Origin of the sequence: Hahella sp. CCB-MM4, from assembly GCF_002260525.1 — a bacterium.
Lineage (GTDB): Bacteria > Pseudomonadota > Gammaproteobacteria > Pseudomonadales > Oleiphilaceae > Hahella.
Window position 1 is genome coordinate 223,353 of sequence record NZ_MRYI01000004.1, and the last position, 16,261, is coordinate 239,613.

Here is a 16,261-nt window from a genome sequence, read left to right on the forward strand (position 1 = left end):
AGAGCTTGGCGATCTATAAAAGCTCTGCCCCCAACAGCAATTATTCGCTGACCAGACGACTCGCTTTAATAAATTCAGCCTTCAGGTCATCGTAACTGTGTACTGCGGGGAATTGCGGAAACTCAGCAATCACGTTGTCAGGGGCATGGAACAGAATGCCGGCATCGGCTTCTGCAAGCATGGTGGTGTCGTTATAGGAATCCCCTGCCGCGATAACGTAGTATTTGAGGTTATGAAATGCTTTGACCGATTCTCTTTTCGGATCTGGCTGGCGCAGAACATAATCCACAACCTTCCCATTCTCATCGGTTTCCAGGCGATGACAGAACAACGTGGGCATACCCAACTTTTCCATCAACGGCATCGCAAATTCATAGAAGGTATCCGACAGGATGACCAACTGGAAGCGGTCTCTCAACCAATCCAGGAATTCACGCGCCCCTGGCAGCGGGTCAAGTGTCGCAATCACAGCCTGGATATCGGGCAGACCATAGCCATGCTGTTCCAGAATACCAAGTCGCTGCTTCATCAGAACATCGTAATCAGGAATATCCCTGGTCGTCGCCCGAAGCTCCGGTATGCCCGTCTTTTCAGCAAATGCAATCCAGATTTCAGGTATTAATACGCCTTCAAGGTCTAAACAGGCCAGCTCCACGGATAACTCCCCTTTTCATTTTTTGATGATGGTTGATTCATTTGTGATACGCACAACGTGCCGAAGCAATCATAAAGGATGCGCCGGGATTTGCCTATTTTGTCAGAAGAGCCTGACTCTCATATCAGAAGAGCCCCGCCTTCAAGACAGAAGAATAACCAGTTGTAATAAGGAAACCTAATTTTTAATTATTTGTTTATAAAGGATGGATATTTTGCCGCTAGGAAATTGTCTGGTAGCCTTTAGCTCCAGTCTGGGAATATCAAAAATCAAATACCCCAGAATCTATGTGGTTTTCTGAACCGGGATCGGAATTAATGGCTGTGAATGTCGATATTGATCAACTAAACAATGAGTTAGCAAACTCCTCTCCCAAGGATATTATCCGCAAGGCGTTGTCCCTGTTCGATAATATCGCTATTTCTTTTAGCGGCGCTGAAGATGTGGTGCTGATTGAAATGGCAACCAAGATCAACAAAAAGGTCAGTGTGTTTACTCTGGATACCGGGAGACTACACCCGGAAACCTACCTGTTTATCGAAAAGGTCCGCGATCATTACGACCTGAATCTGGAAGTGCTATCCCCAGACGCCACAGCCCTTGAAAAGCTGACCCGTGAAAAAGGTCTATTCAGCTTCTTCAGGGATGGTCACAGCGAGTGCTGCGGAATTCGCAAGGTTGAACCGCTTAAACGCAAACTGGCCACAGTGGACGCCTGGATTACCGGTCAACGCAAGGACCAGAGTCCAGGAACCAGAAATGACGTACCGGTAGTGCAACTGGATACTACTTTCGGCTCTGAAGAAAAACCGTTAGTGAAGTTCAATCCTCTGGCTAACTGGAAGTCTGAAGATGTGTGGAATTACATTCGCATGTTCGATGTTCCCTACAATGAGCTTCACAGCAAGGGCTTTATCAGCATTGGCTGCCAGCCATGTACGCGCCCGGTTCTGCCAAACCAGCACGAGCGCGAAGGCCGTTGGTGGTGGGAAGAAGAAACACATAAGGAATGCGGCCTGCACGCAGGTAACCTGATTAAAACTGAGCAGGCGGACTAAAATACTCTTCGCTGTTACCCTCCATCTTTCAGTTTACTTCTATAAAAAAGCCCGGCGATGCCGGGCTTTTTTATTTCAGTTTCGTTGCTGATTTGGATGTCTATCTTAGCACCCAAGTAGCATATTTATCCTAATACGTTGGCAATGTAATGTCCTTGAACAGCTCATCCACTTCCGCCTTGGTATGCTTGGTGACGACTTCATCGACCAACTCCCGGGTTAGATGGGGGGCAAATCGATGGATAAATTCATACATGTAGCCGCGCAGAAATGTGCCGCGGCGGAAACCGATCTTGGTCGTACTCGGCCGGAACATGCGGCTGGCATCCAACGCGACCAGATCTGAATCGGCCTGAGGGTCATAGGCCATTCTCGCGATAATACCAACGCCCAACCCTAACCGAACATAAGTTTTGATGACATCTGCGTCGGCCGCGGTAAACACCACTTTCGGGGTGAGTCCTTTTTCATTAAAGGCTTCGTCCAACTTGGACCGACCAGTAAAGCCGAATACATAGGTGACCAATGGAAAGGCCGCCAGATCCTCAATCTCCAGCTTTCTTTTCTCGGCCAGCGGATGATTCTTGGGCACAACGACACATCGATTCCAGCGATAGCAGGGCATCATCACCAGATCCGAGAAATGCTCCAGGGCTTCTGTCGCAATCGCAAAGTCCACCGTTCCGTCAGCCGCCAATTCGGCGATCTGCATGGGTGTCCCCTGATGCATGTGTAAAGAGACTTCGGGATATTCCTGAATAAAGCTGCGGATAATCGAAGGTAACGCGTAGCGGGCTTGAGTATGGGTGGTGGCGACACTCAGTTCGCCCTTTTTCTGGTTACTGAATTCCTGGGCAATCTGCTTGATTCCCTCGACCTTCTTTAATATTTCACCTGCCACCTTGATGATGGTTTCCCCGGCCGGCGTCACCCTCGTCAGGTGCTTACCACTTCGGGAAAATATTTCGACACCGAGTTCATCTTCCAGCAAGCGAATCTGCTTACTAATGCCGGGCTGTGATGTGTACAGACTTTGTGCGGTTGCGGATACGTTCAGTTCATGATGAGCAACTTCCCAGATATAACGAAGTTGTTGAAGTTTCATCCCCTTCTCCTTGCTTCACCCGGCCGTTATAATCAATAAGGATAAAAATATACCCAAATATTCTTTTTAGAAATAGAAAAATACCGTTAGATTGTCGAACTAGAGTCGGCTTATTCCCTATTGATTAGTTTAGTCCAAGTTTTATGGAAATTCTTTTATATATTGCCGCAGGTGCCAGCGTAGGATTTTTGGTGGGATTAACCGGTGTAGGCGGCGGTTCTCTCATGACTCCCTTGCTGATCCTGTTTGGATTCCCTCCCCATATCGCCATCGGGACTGATCTTCTGTATGCCGCCATTACCAAGGCCAGTGGCGTTGTTGCCCACGCCCGCCACCATACCATCAACTGGAATGTATTGGGCTTATTGGCAGCCGGCAGCATACCGGCATCCATTGTAACGACACTTATACTGTCGCACTTTTTCACCGAACCTGAGAAGTATAGCCAAGTACTGACCACCAGCCTGGGATTCATGCTGATCGTGACTTCAGCCGTCCTGCTCTTCAAGAACAAGCTGGTGTCAAAGCGTAAAGATCCAAATGAATCTCTGGCGCATAGAAATCGCGCAAGCCTGACAGTACTGATAGGTCTGGTCCTCGGGACATTTGTCACCTTGTCGTCTGTGGGAGCCGGAGCCATTGGTACCGCGGTTCTGATGATTCTTTACCCCTCCCTCGCCGCAGTAAGAGTGGTTGGAACGGACCTGGCTCATGCGGTTCCACTGACACTGATCGCCGGCCTCGGCCACATGCAACTGGGTAACGTCGATTACTTTTTGTTGGGAAGTCTGCTCATCGGCTCCCTTCCGGCGATACACCTGGGCACCAAGCTCAGCAAGCATTTGCCCGCCAATATTCTGCGCCCAACCCTGGCCAGCATGCTGCTGCTCATCGGGGTTAAATACGCTTTCTTTTAATCCGTAACCGGATAAGGTTGACTTCCTCTCGCTTTATCTAAAAACTTGCAAAAGCACTTTCTAGATTAAGCGTCCAAATGATTGTTTTAGAGACAAAATTCTTTCCACTACAGCTCGATGAAAACATTGTCATCCGGGATCGCCTGATCGAATTGATGGGGCAAGCCGGACAATTTCGCTGTGTCGGAGTGGTCGCACCGGCAGGTTTCGGCAAATCAACCCTGGTCAAACAATGGCTGGATCGGAATAACACCCGAACCTGCTGGCTGACACTTGACCGCTCAGACAATCGCCCCGGAACTTTCTGGCGTTACATTCTTGAGTGCTTCAAGCGCGGAGGACTGGAAGTCAGCGGACTGTTCCCGCTGCTTCAAAATATTGAGTCCAATATCCAGGCCCTGGTTTCAGGCTTAATTAACCGGGTTGGCACTCAACCGGAACAACATTTTTCCTTGGTCCTGGATGACTTCCATCTCATCCAGGATAGAAGCATTATTAATAGCATCACCTTCATGGTGGATTTTGCGCCCGGTAATTTGACGCTCGTGCTGACATCCAGAAACGAGCCCTCTTTTCCCTATGCACGCTGGAAAGTGAAACGTTTTGCGAGAGTGCTGTATTCTGCCGATCTGGTCTTCAACAGCGAGGAAACCCGGGATCTTCTGGCGAAAAATCTGGGACTTTCCGTAGAATCCACACAGCTTGAACAAATTATTCATACCACCGGGGGATGGGCAGCCGCATTGCAACTGCTGGCTCACGGCTCTTTGCCCAAAATGACAGAGACGCTCGACGAGGTCGATCTTTCCAGGGCACTAAGTTCCAATCGAAGAGACATAGAAGACTATATTGCAGAGGAGGTTCTGGATGACCTTCCGGAAGATCTGAGAGACTTTATTCTTAAACTGGCGCCGGCCAACCGCTTTGATGTCGAAATAGCCAATGCGGTAAGAGACGCTTCAGACAGCCACGAGCATATTGCCAAGTTGGAATCCCGAAACCTGTTTCTCATCGCTTTGGACGATCATGGTCACTGGTTCCGTTTCCACGAATTATTACGGGATGGAACCCTGCATTACCTGAAAACCCGTTTTCCCGATTTATTGAGGGAATACAGCCAGCGAATTATCGATTTTCATCTTGGCGGCAAACACTACATTGAAGCCATTGAACTGATTATCGAGCTCAGCGCCTGGGAGCGATTGACCTCCACACTTGAAGATATCGGCAATAACCTGATTCGTCAGGGCTATCACCTCAATATTTTGCAGGCTCTCCAGCAAATACCCGAGGAGATGGTGCAGAAGTCGCCAAAACTACAGGTGGTTAAACTCTGGTGTCTGTTCTACAACAACCAGTTTTCCGAGATTCCTCCTCTATTGAAGACGGTCAATAAACTGATAGGCAAAACGGATCTTCCTGCCTCACTCAGGCTCGAGCTGGATCTGCTGGACGCCTATATGGCCCGCTTCTCTAAAGATGTCGAGCGGGCTCGCTCCATCACTGAGAGAGTCCTGAGTCAATTGGAGGATTCATCTGCGCCGGTCAAATCACTGGCTTACTTTGGCCTGGGGAATGATTACTTTGCCCTGGGTGCCTATGATGAAGCGGAAAAGGCGTTACGTGAGGCCATTACCCTGGGCAAGCTTGAGCAGCGATTTTCCACCGTTAAATCCAGTCTGGGACTGCTGCTTTGGATCTACCAGATCCGTGGCGAATTTATCCGGGCTCTCGATCTTTACCGGCAGGTGGATGTGTGGATAAAGAGTTTCCACAAGGATGATCCCGAACCCAAAACTATTTCCTGCTGGCTGAACAGCTCCCTGATCCTCATATATACGGAACAGGATCAGCTCGAACACGCTTCCGGTTTTCTCTACCCCATGTTCAGCCTTATCCAGGGAGCGGAACCACTACAGAAGATGCTGGTGTACTTTGTTCAGGGAGAATACCAGCGACTCACCAGCCAATATGAGGATGCCATCAAGTCACTGGATCAGGCCCAGGCGGTGCTGGAACAAAATATAGAGGAAATTCAGCCGTTTGCTCCTCCTATACTGGCCACCAAAGCAGAAACGCTGTGGTTGATGGGAGCCACCAGCCGTGCCCGTATGCTCGTGTCAGAAATCGAGGAAACAGCGACAAAAGACAACAATCCCTATCGGCTACAAAAGCTGTTTGAGGTCAAGGCTCTTACAGAGATTGGCAGAAATCCCGAACAGGTTCTGGAATCATCAGACCGCCTTGAAAAACTGGGGAAACGCTGCAGGTCATCAAAGGCCCTGGCGCTTGCTCATTTGTTCCGGGCGCAAGCACTGGCCACCCAGGGAAAAATGGAAGAGACTCGTCCCGAGTTGGTTAAAGCCTTGAGTATTGGAGAGCAGAATGACTATATTCAGATGTATCGCCTGTCCCTGAATTCCTGGCCGTTTGATATCAGCTCACTGCAACAGGACGGGATTAACCAGAGTTTTCTTGAGAAAGTCATTGGCCAGTCCGGCAAGCAACCCTCCGATAGCCAGGAAGGTGAAACGGAGAGCCGACAGCAGCACGCCGATAGTACGCCCCCCGATCCCCAACCTGCTTCCACTGCTGATACGGAAGCACTCCCGGAATTGCAGGAACCGCTTAGTCGAAGAGAGTTGGAAGTGCTTGAGTTAATCAACCAGGGACTACCCAATAAAAAAATCGCCAGTAAGCTGTCATTGGCACCGGCCACCATCAAAGCGCATATCAGAAATATCTATGGGAAGATTGATGCCACCAGCCGTACGGATGCCCTGGCTAAAGCAAGACAGCTGGGCTTAATTCGGTAGAGCCAGTTGAGGTTTCAGCCCTACCAGACACAGGGGCGTAATCAATTAATCCCTCAAATTACGCCCTTTGGACGATGATTTTACGCCCCCCTCCCCCTAAACTGGCAACATCCTATGAATTCGATCGGCCTTTCATATCGAGTTCTCCGAATAGGTTTAGTGGAGTTTTTGTCTTCCTTTAAAACCCTGCTTGCATTACGGCGATACAATCAGTTCGGCATTGTATACGCCGTTTTTTTTGCCTTTCAGAAACTGATTCCCACTGCTGAAAGATCCGGCAATCGCCTGATCTAGTTGGATATCGCCCCTAAATCCGCCATTTTCAGATAGTCCTGACGATAGGGCGGCAAAGCATTCATGATGGTCTTACCGTAGGATTTGTACCACAAGCGACGGTCAAGAATAGATATTTCTCCGGAATCCTTTTCGCTACGCAGCAATCGGCCACATGCCTGCATCAGGCGGGTAATCGCGTCCGGCAGCACCACTTGACTGAAAGGGTTGCCACCCCGGGTTCTCAGCCATTCCGCGTAGGTTGCTTCCACAGGATCGTCTGGAACGGCAAACGGCAATTTGGCGATGATAACGTGAGTGAGATATTTCCCCGGTAAATCGAGACCTTCCGCGAAGCTGGCCAGCCCGAATAGGAGGCTCCCCTTCCCCTCATCAACCCTTTCCCGATGAGTTTCCAATAACTGGCCCTTGTTACTTGCTCCCTGCACCAGAATAAAGCTATCCGGATAGTGACTCTCCAGCATACGAGCGACATGTATCATATGCTTTCGGGCACTGAACAATACCAACGTTGCCTGCTCAGGCTTCACCAGACTTTTCACGGCATTGCCCAAAGTATCCAGGTATTCATCCCGATCACTTGGATCCGCCCCGAGATCACACAGCCGTAACAGACAGTTTTCCTGAAAATTAAAGGGACTGTGATGGATACTGAACTGGGTGTTTTCCGGCAGCCCGACCTGCATCGATAATCGTGTAAAACTGCCCGCCACACTCAAAGTGGCCGACGTTAACACCGTCGCAAAGGCACGTTCCCATAATTTGAACTTGAGCAACCCGGCGGCATTGGTAGGGCTGACATGTACCGTAATATCTCCCTCGCCTTCCGCCCCTGTGGTCGTGAGCCAGCGGGCAACCGGTATTGAGCCTTCGTCATGAACACGCTTCATCTGCTGCCAGACATCCACCATGTTGCCGACCTGGGACTGAAACACCGATAACGCCATTAAAGACTGTTCCATCATCTGCCGGGATAAGCTTCCTGGAGTTTCTTTATCGACCAGATCCCGCAGACGCTTCAGTATCGCTTCCAGATCATCTGCAATTGACGACACCCTGGAAGCACACAGCCCCGAGAGTTCAATCAACTCTTCAGGAATCACTCCCATCGGATAACGATAGATACTTCTGACCGCATCACCCTGCCATCCACCGTCCGATTCACGCTGCCATTCGACAGTGCGCCAAAATAGCTTCTGAATGCTATCCAGTATTTTGTGGCATTCGATAGAACTGGTTGATAGCGAAGGAATATGATTTCCGATCTTATCATCATGCCCCCAGCCCCTTTGACCATCAGAAATCGCTTTGGAAAGAGACTTTAGTATTTTCTGGCTGCCCTTGAGCCCAGCACTGAAGGCGAAGTGATTCAGCGCCTTATCCGCCAGGTGGTGTCCTTCGTCAAATATATAAATGGTCTGCTCTGGAGGAGGCAGTACATAACCTCCTCCGAGGCTTAAATCGGAAAACACGAGATCATGATTGGCGACGATGATCTGAGCCTGCTCCGCCTCGGCCTTGGCTTTATAATAAGGGCACTGCAAAAAGAATCCGCACCGTTTCACCAGACACTGCCGATGATCGGTTGTGACCTGCCTCCACAGATCTTCATCAACCGGTTCAGGCGTGCTGTCCCAGTCACCTTTCCAGCCTTTATCCACCATCCAGCTGAGGAGTTGCTGATAAGCCTCCTGGGAATATTCAGTCTGATTTTCCACCTGACCGAGATCCATCAGCGGCAACAGGGCCTGCTCCTGTTCTCCCATCAACTGGTCGACCCTGTGCAGGCACAGGTAACGGCCACGCCCCTTGGCCAGCGCCACCTTGAATTCCAGATCAGTATGCTCTCTGAGCATAGGCAATTCTCTGTCGATGATCTGTTGCTGGAGGGTAACCGTGGCCGTGGAAATGACAATGTTCTTACGTAACGCACTGGCGAAAGGAATAGCCGCCAGAAGATAAGCCAGAGTCTTGCCCGTCCCCGTCCCCGCTTCGATCACACAGGAGGAAGGGGCAGAGCAACGCTTCATGTCGCCGTCCATTTCGATCCCCGCCAGATAGCGGGCAATTTCAGCGATCATATGCCGCTGGCCGCTACGGGGCTTAATATCCCGGGCGGCCAGATACTGGCGGTAGGCGTTTTGAATTGAGTCTTTTACTGCTTGATCAACCATGTTTCTTTTTAAGATTTCCGGGAGTTGTATAGATAGACGGTGGCTGTATGGACGATAAGTGCCGTCGCCCTTATGACTCAGGTGCCCAGTTGCGAACGACTGACACCTTGAATGGTTGACCATTCTTTTTGAGAACAACGCCGCTTTCAGTAATTTCAACGACTTGAATACCCGAAAAGCTTTGCCCTTCCCGGAGATAATTATTATTGATCATGATGCGACGACCCTTAGGGTCGCTGCTGTAAATATGGCTATTGAAAACCAATGGAGGAATCATGCTCTGGAATGACTTATCCAGATCCGCAATGGAGGGATACTCAGAGTCATTCTCCTCAGCAGATTGGGCATTCACGTTTTCCGAAAGGTTATCTCCGGCTCCCTGACCAGGAACGACATAGGCCTTGTCCGTATTCACGTTACCACTATTTTGTGTCGAAACACCTTCATGAGCCATATCACTGGCGGGTGTTGAAGCACTGGACACAGGCACAGCTCTGACCTTACCGGTAAAGGACGGAGTAATGAGAACCGCTTCCTCCGCCGTCACGGGTGCTTCCCATGGCGGGATACTGTCAGATTCCGGCAATCCTTCATCTGCGAATGCTGCCGGCGCTTTCGCCAACATGGCTTTGCGCTCTTCCTCACGCTTTTTGGCAATCGCCGCTCTGGCCAAAGCCATTGGGTCTTGCTCGATTCCGGTTTGGCTGGCAGCGGCCTTTTCTACATTAGCGCCATCCAAACCTGTCTCCACTATCGCTGGTAGGGTATCGGGCCCGGAATTCACTGAGGAGCCAATTGCGGAAGTTGCCGCTTTGTTTTCACTGTTTTTTTCAGGAATCGCAGGTGCAACAGAGGTGTCTGGTATTTCTGGGACAGTTGAGGATTTTTGATCCGTGAATGACAAGGAATCCTTGAAGAACAGCAGATATACCACTCCCGCCAGATTGACCAGCAAGAGTATCGTCAATATTACCGGCCACATGCGGCTGCGGGAGTTCCTGCTGTATAGCATGGGTCTGGAGTTAGCCAAATGGCCCGGGAGCTTTTCCTGGTGACGCTCAGACTCTGATTTCTGCAAGGCTTCCAATATGTATGACATGGTTATTCCCTTCAGGAGTTCTTGGCAGAACGTAACAGCGGCACCTCGGGATTGGTCCAGCTGTTAAGCATGATCAAAGTAATGGTTCCGGCAATACCATCCGGCAATATGCCCACCATTTGCTGGAATTCGCGTATACGATCTTCCAAAGGCCGCTTCACCGAGTTTCTGGCTGAAGCCATGACCTCTGGATTGTCCTTCCCTGCCATCAACAATACAGAATCCAGAAGATCCAGCTGCTGCTCAAGCCACGCTTCCTTATCCTGCAAAGCCCCGGGTTCTATTACCAGGGAATCATAAGGAGGAACACGCCAAAGCAGGCTATAACTTCCTTCCCAGAACCGGTCCAGATCAGACAGCGGCATCACAATAGTTTGGTTATGAATTTTGACTGTCGCCATCTGCTCTTCAGTCACGTGCAACAAAGTCAGGAAAAAACGCTGCCCGTCGACGTCCATCAATTTCAGGACAACAGGACGATTCAGCTGCATCAGACTACGCCAGTTGCCTTCCCGGTGCAGACATCTCAGGCCCTGCAATTCAGCCCACTGACAGTACTTGCCTTCCGAATTCATTCCCGGATCGGCCGTCATGCCCCATAGATCAAACAAGGCCGTGAATGCCAATGCCACATCATTTTCCGCAGATCCATAGGACGCCAGCATCGCTTTTACGTCGCCATGTTCGACAGCTCCCCCTACGGCGGGCATCGCATAGGATTGCATACGGTCAGAATTTCGCTCTAAAGGGTTTGTGAAGCTGACACCCGAGTCTCCGAAGCTCTTGGCATCCTCCGACGTCCTTCCTTCTTGTCCACTTTGCAGCTCATCTACCGGGCTTTTTTTCTGCGCTAAATGATAACGCTCTGCCAACTGATCTGTTTCATCCACCACCTCTGCCCGAGGTTGATCCTGCTGACTCAGAGCATTTTCAGAAGAGTCCTCACTGATCGGCTCCTCGACCGCTTGTTCAAACGACATATTTCTCGATGGAGAAGCCCAATAGGCAATGGAAATGGTCAGGGTTGCCGCCATTGCCCCGGAAAGCAGTCCCTTGGTAATCCAATGCTGCCACCACTTTTCTTTTGGAGTACTGACTTCGGAACCGACTTCGCGGACAGCTGTTCGCACCATCCCAGCGGACACTTCGCCCATATGCTCGGAGTAGGCTCCCAGCAAGGCGCGGTCACAAATCAAATTAGCCAGTCTGGGGATACCCCGGCTTCCCTTGTGGACCTGGCGCACTGCAGCTTTGGTAAATACAGACCTGGGGCAGCCCGCGCGATTCATCCGGTAAGCGATATATGCGCCCAGCTCATCAAAATCCAGCGCTTCAAGGTGATATCGAGCCGTTATACGCTGGGACAATTGCCGCAATTCCGGGCGCTGTAACAGGGATTTCAGTTCCGGCTGTCCCAGCAGAATAATCTGAAGCAATTTCTTTTGATCGGTTTCGAGATTCGTGAGCAGGCGCAGCTGTTCCAGAACATCCGTGGAAAGATTCTGGGCCTCATCGATGATCAACGCGGTATGCTTGCCGGCTGCGTGCGCCTCAAGCAGGTGATGGTGAATCAGGTCCACCAGGGTTTTTGTGGACGACAGAACCGGATAGGTAATACCGAACTCATCACATACACTGGCCAGCAGTTCCCTGGCCGTCAGCTTGGGATAAAGTATAAAAGCCAGTTCCGTATTTTCCGGCACGCTCTGGATAAAACAGCGACAAATGGTGGTCTTCCCCGTTCCCACCTCTCCGGTCAGAAGTACAAATCCGCCTTCCCGCTCCAGACCATACAAAAGATGGGCAAGCGCTTCCTTGTGACGTACGCTCATATATAGATAACGGGGATCCGGAGCGATGGAGAATGGGCTTTCTTTGAGCCCGAAAAAAGATTCGTACATGTATCTCAATTAGGTTGGGTCAATGCAACGCCATAGTGTACCCCGCCATCTACCCGAGATAAATGGTTGTCGCGGTAAGGTTTGGGGATTCTGCTGAGTCGGGGGATCAGCCCCCGACAACCTTCAGATCGGCTTTGCGGCCCTGGAGCCTGCTCCGCAGGCGCTCGGTCGCCTCTTCCAAGGCAATGCTGATCTTGGAATGGCTTCGAATCATCGAAATCATCGGCCAGGTGGCCCGCTCGCCTTCCAGGGTAAGACGTTTGACAAACTCCGTATCGGGATTTGAAAGCATCTTGGAGAAATGCCAAAAACGGTAAGTAGGCGCAATGGTCACGTCGCCATAATACCGCTGAGCCAGTACCGTATAGGCCTGACCACACGCCTGACGTACCAATTCCGGTTCCGCATACTTACGCAGATAGTCAAAAACCGCCTTTCCGTGAAAACGCATTTCTGATTTCAATACCCGCCACGGAATGTTCAATTTGCTCATCGCAGACTCGGACCGGGCTTTTTTCAAAAAGGGCACAATATGGGGGTTGGTCTGACTGACAATGGAGAAATTGACGTCGTACAGATGCATCAGTCTGTCGATCGGCAGATCACTGACGACCGAACCGTCCACCCAACGCAGTTTGGACATATAGGGTACACAATTATCATGCTCATCCTTTTTCATGAGACGGACCGGGGGAAAAATTCCCGGTACCGCAGAGGATGCCAACGCCCCGCTCCACATCAATAGATAAGGAGATGTGTAGCGGCTCAGCAACCTGGATTTCTGGTGTTCATGCACGGGCGATACTGAGATGTTCACACTTCTCCCTGTGCGCTGGTAGGCTTCCTGAAAAGAGTATTCCCCGATGTTGGATCTCAGACAGCCCTCAAGCTGCTGTATATCCATAAACCCTTTGCCCTGAATCCCATTGACCAGCCCCATCCAACGCCAGGCTTTGAGGTTATGCTTATTGGGATCCAGCATATCGGGGATTTCAGCATCTGTATGGGTCCCTAAAGTGGCAGCGATGATCGCCCCGACACTGGAACCTGAGATGACCTGCGGCAGTAGCCCCCGCTCCCACAAGGCTTTAATGACACCAAGATGGAACAGCCCAAGCGAAGCACCGCCGCTGAGCAGCAGACTGGGATGGCCAAAGCTGAGGGAAGTATCCTTGAAAAATTCCAGCTTCTGCCGCAATGGCAGTTCGGGAAGGTCGTTGTCACAAACATAGTTGATCGCATCGCACACCTGACTCACATATTCCTCAATCAGGTGTTTGGTCCCGACATGACTACGGTGGTACAGGCCAGGATTGCCGAGATTACCCAGATCATGATGAAGCCCCTCTCGCAAACTGCGTATCAACCTGTCGTGCTGGCGACTTTGCTGGGCGTTCTTGAGCTCCATCAAGCGGTCATAGATAAGCTCATAATTATAGAGACTGGAACTGTAGGACTCCTTCCATTCGACGTGCCCTTCCAGATAATCCAGTTCCAGTGCGGCATCCCGCCAGGTGTGATAGTCCTTGGCCTCAGCCATGGCTTTGCGGTATTTGGCTAACTTCTGATTAAAAAACAGCCCCATAGAAATTCTTATCCTTACAACATCCTCTTTCAACTATAGTCAAGGATGGAAAGGATGTCCTTTGCCGGTGCGACGCAGCTCACAACCTGGGACATTGAGCAGATGAAAATTACAGACTAAAAGTCACTCAAATCATCATCCAGGAAACTGTCTTCCACTTTGCCGTCATTAATCAGGTACTCACGACGCTGTAAGTATATATTTCTCAAAGCAGTGTACTTATCCCCGGTCAACAGGTGCTCACCAGGAATCAAATCCGCCCGCTTGTCGACCATTTTGGTTCCAGTAGCGATATAAACTTCGGGCGATTCGAAAATATACCCAATGGGATCTACAAAAGAGTCTGGAATCCGCCCGATTGCATCGGTCACCGTTGCCGGGCCAAATAAAGGCAGTACCAGATAATTCCCTTCGGGCACACCGTAATAGTTCAATGTCTGGCCGAAATCCTCATCCTGTACCGGTAGATCCCACTCCGTTGCGATATCAAACAATCCGCCGATACCAAACGTTGTGTTGTAAACCAATCGTGAGAAAGTAATGGCAGACTCTCTCCCCTTCAGCTGCAATATATTGTTGGCAAGATTGGGGACGTCAGACAGATTATTAAAAAAATTCGTGACGGACCGATCAACGAATCCCGGAGTAACAAATCGGTAGGCCTTCGCCACCGGCTTCACAATCCATTGATCCAGAGTCTCGTTAAACGAGAATACCTTGCGGTTGAATGACTCCCACGGATCATCCGGATGCTCGTAAGCAGCCGCTACATGACTGGTTGACAACAGAGTGACTAACAGCAACCCGAGGGTCTGTTGAGGTTTCATGCTATTTTCTTCCTGATAGAGAGATGAGCGGAAAGGTTCTTCTCGTCCTTTCCCACGAACAATTTTCCCGGTTCCAGTTGGCGGTCGTTATCAGGGTTATTATTATGATGTGTTTTTTATGATTGCTGCCACCGAATACCGGCATTTGACAGCTGAAAGAATTTGACTGCTAATCCTACACGAAGCCAATTGATAATCAATGACAAATACTAACGTTGAACTCGACCGAATCATTATCCCGATACGCTGGGGAGATATGGATGCCTACGGCCACCTGAACAATACCTTGTACTTTCGGTTCTTTGAAGAATCCAGGGTCAAATGGCTGGAACAGAGCGGATACTCAGTAAGAGGAGAAGGAGAATCTCCTGTGCTAATCCAAAGCTCAGCCACTTTTCTTAAAGAAATCAATTATCCCGCTAAAGTGATCGCCACGACGGAGACCGAAGCGATTGGTCGTACCAGTTTCACACTTTACCACCGAATTTTGAGTGAAGATCTTGAAACACTGCACTGCGAGGGTTCTGCCAAACTTGTCTGGGTGAACAGGGATACTGGAAAAAGCCAGCCATTGCCGCCCGCACTCAGATCCCTGCTTGAAAACGGGTAAGTGATGGACGAAGACTCCGATACTGTGGCCGGAGTCTTCTGTCAGTCACCGCGCCTCAGAGTTTGCGAACAATCACGCTGCCTGCGGAATAGCCCGCACCGAATGAACAGATGACTCCAAGAGCACCCTCATCAAGTCCTTCCTTGTGCTTATGAAACGCAATGATGGATCCCGCTGAGCTTGTATTGGCATAGGTATCCAGGATGGTCGGAGCCTCTTCGTGAGTGGCTTCCCGACCCAATACTTTCTTAGAAATCAGCACATTCATGTTCAGATTGGCCTGATGGAGCCAGAGGCGACGAAGATCCTGTGCGCCGATTCCGTGTTCGGCAATATGGGCCTGAATCATATCAGAGACCATGGGCACCACTTCCTTGAACACTTTGCGGCCATTCTGGATAAACAGCTTGTCCGGAGCCCCGACACCGCGTTCATCACAACGATTCAGAAATCCGAAATTGTTACGGATATTATTGGAATACAAGGTCTGCAACTTGGTGCCTAATACTTCGTAACCTTTGACTTTGGCGAGATCGGCACGCTCCAGCAATACCGCAGTACAGGCGTCACCAAAAATGAAATGGCTATCCCGATCCCTGAAGTTCAAGTGTCCGCTGCAGATCTCAGGATTAATCATCAGGACAGCTTTGGCTGTGCCGGACTGAATCGCATTACAAGCGGCCTGAATACCGAAGGTTGCCGAAGAACAGGCCACATTCATATCGTAGGCAAAACCTTCAACGCCGAGAGCCGCCTGGACTTCAACAGAAACTGCAGGATAAGGCCGCTGCAGATTGGAGCAGGCCACGATCACCGCGTCGATATCCGAGGGAGAACGCCCGGCCTCTTCCAGCGCTTCTCTGGCTGCGACCAGTGCCATCTCGCATTGAATACTGTGCTCTTCGTTGCTGCGCTCAGGCAAATGCGGATGCATGTAATCTACATCCAGAATGCCCTCTTTATCGAGCACGTAGCGGCTTTTGATGCCGGAAGCTTTTTCAATAAATTCAGCAGAGGATTCCTGCAGAGGCTCCATATCACCTTTCCGGATGGCTTCGGCATGTTCCTGGTTAAACTTGTTAACGTAGGCGTTAAAGGATTCCACCAACTCCTGATTGGAAATACTGTTCTTAGGGGTATATAGCCCAGTGCCACTTATCACTACTGAATTCACAATGCAGCCTCTTTCAATCTTATCTTTTATCTGGTTTCCTCAGATT

The 16,261-nt window shown here is 50.2% G+C and carries 12 protein-coding genes; 4 read left to right on the top strand and 8 right to left on the bottom strand.

What is annotated here, in order from left to right:
* Positions 1-40: 40 nt before the first annotated feature.
* Complete coding sequence (gene thrH, locus BTA51_RS10730; protein ID WP_094707444.1) at positions 41-655, bottom strand: bifunctional phosphoserine phosphatase/homoserine phosphotransferase ThrH; 615 nt, start codon at positions 653-655, stop codon at positions 41-43.
* Positions 656-972: 317 nt separating this feature from the next.
* Here thrH and BTA51_RS10735 point away from each other — a divergent pair, with 317 nt between their 5' ends.
* Positions 973-1,713: a phosphoadenylyl-sulfate reductase gene (locus BTA51_RS10735; RefSeq protein ID WP_094707445.1), complete on the top strand. Its 741-nt coding sequence runs from the start codon at positions 973-975 to the stop codon at positions 1,711-1,713.
* 130 nt (positions 1,714-1,843) lie between these two features.
* Here the strand turns inward: BTA51_RS10735 and cysB are convergent, their stop codons facing one another.
* A complete protein-coding gene (gene cysB / locus BTA51_RS10740) occupies positions 1,844-2,818 on the bottom strand; it encodes an HTH-type transcriptional regulator CysB (protein WP_094707446.1) in 975 nt (324 codons plus the stop codon).
* 143 nt (positions 2,819-2,961) lie between these two features.
* Here cysB and BTA51_RS10745 point away from each other — a divergent pair, with 143 nt between their 5' ends.
* Both BTA51_RS10745 and BTA51_RS10750 read left to right on the top strand, forming a co-directional pair.
* Complete coding sequence (locus BTA51_RS10745; RefSeq protein WP_094707447.1) at positions 2,962-3,735, top strand: sulfite exporter TauE/SafE family protein; 774 nt, start codon at positions 2,962-2,964, stop codon at positions 3,733-3,735.
* A 77-nt stretch (positions 3,736-3,812) separates the two neighbouring features.
* Positions 3,813-6,551 (top strand): LuxR C-terminal-related transcriptional regulator, encoded by a 2,739-nt coding sequence (locus BTA51_RS10750; protein WP_094707448.1) that lies wholly within the window; start codon positions 3,813-3,815, stop codon positions 6,549-6,551.
* Positions 6,552-6,841: 290 nt separating this feature from the next.
* On the opposite strand, the gene dinG is transcribed toward BTA51_RS10750, so the two are convergent.
* The 5 genes from dinG to BTA51_RS10780 form a co-directional block, all read right to left on the bottom strand.
* Positions 6,842-9,019 (bottom strand): ATP-dependent DNA helicase DinG, encoded by a 2,178-nt coding sequence (dinG, locus tag BTA51_RS10760; RefSeq protein WP_094707450.1) that lies wholly within the window; start codon positions 9,017-9,019, stop codon positions 6,842-6,844.
* 70 nt (positions 9,020-9,089) lie between these two features.
* A complete protein-coding gene (locus BTA51_RS10765) occupies positions 9,090-10,118 on the bottom strand; it encodes a general secretion pathway protein GspB (RefSeq protein WP_094707451.1) in 1,029 nt (342 codons plus the stop codon).
* An 11-nt stretch (positions 10,119-10,129) separates the two neighbouring features.
* Positions 10,130-12,019, bottom strand: a complete 1,890-nt coding sequence (locus BTA51_RS30845; RefSeq protein WP_094707452.1) for an ExeA family protein — start codon at positions 12,017-12,019, stop codon at positions 10,130-10,132.
* Between the two features lie 106 nt (positions 12,020-12,125).
* A complete protein-coding gene (locus BTA51_RS10775) occupies positions 12,126-13,604 on the bottom strand; it encodes a DUF3336 domain-containing protein (RefSeq protein ID WP_210404810.1) in 1,479 nt (492 codons plus the stop codon).
* Between the two features lie 116 nt (positions 13,605-13,720).
* The gene (locus BTA51_RS10780; protein WP_094707453.1) at positions 13,721-14,431 is read right to left on the bottom strand and encodes a VacJ family lipoprotein; all 711 of its coding nucleotides are present in this window, start codon (positions 14,429-14,431) and stop codon (positions 13,721-13,723) included.
* 199 nt (positions 14,432-14,630) lie between these two features.
* Here BTA51_RS10780 and BTA51_RS10785 point away from each other — a divergent pair, with 199 nt between their 5' ends.
* Positions 14,631-15,041: a thioesterase family protein gene (locus tag BTA51_RS10785; RefSeq protein ID WP_094707454.1), complete on the top strand. Its 411-nt coding sequence runs from the start codon at positions 14,631-14,633 to the stop codon at positions 15,039-15,041.
* Positions 15,042-15,096: 55 nt separating this feature from the next.
* Here BTA51_RS10785 and BTA51_RS10790 read toward each other — a convergent pair whose 3' ends face one another.
* Positions 15,097-16,215: a beta-ketoacyl-ACP synthase III gene (locus BTA51_RS10790; RefSeq protein WP_094707455.1), complete on the bottom strand. Its 1,119-nt coding sequence runs from the start codon at positions 16,213-16,215 to the stop codon at positions 15,097-15,099.
* Positions 16,216-16,261: the final 46 nt, after the last annotated feature.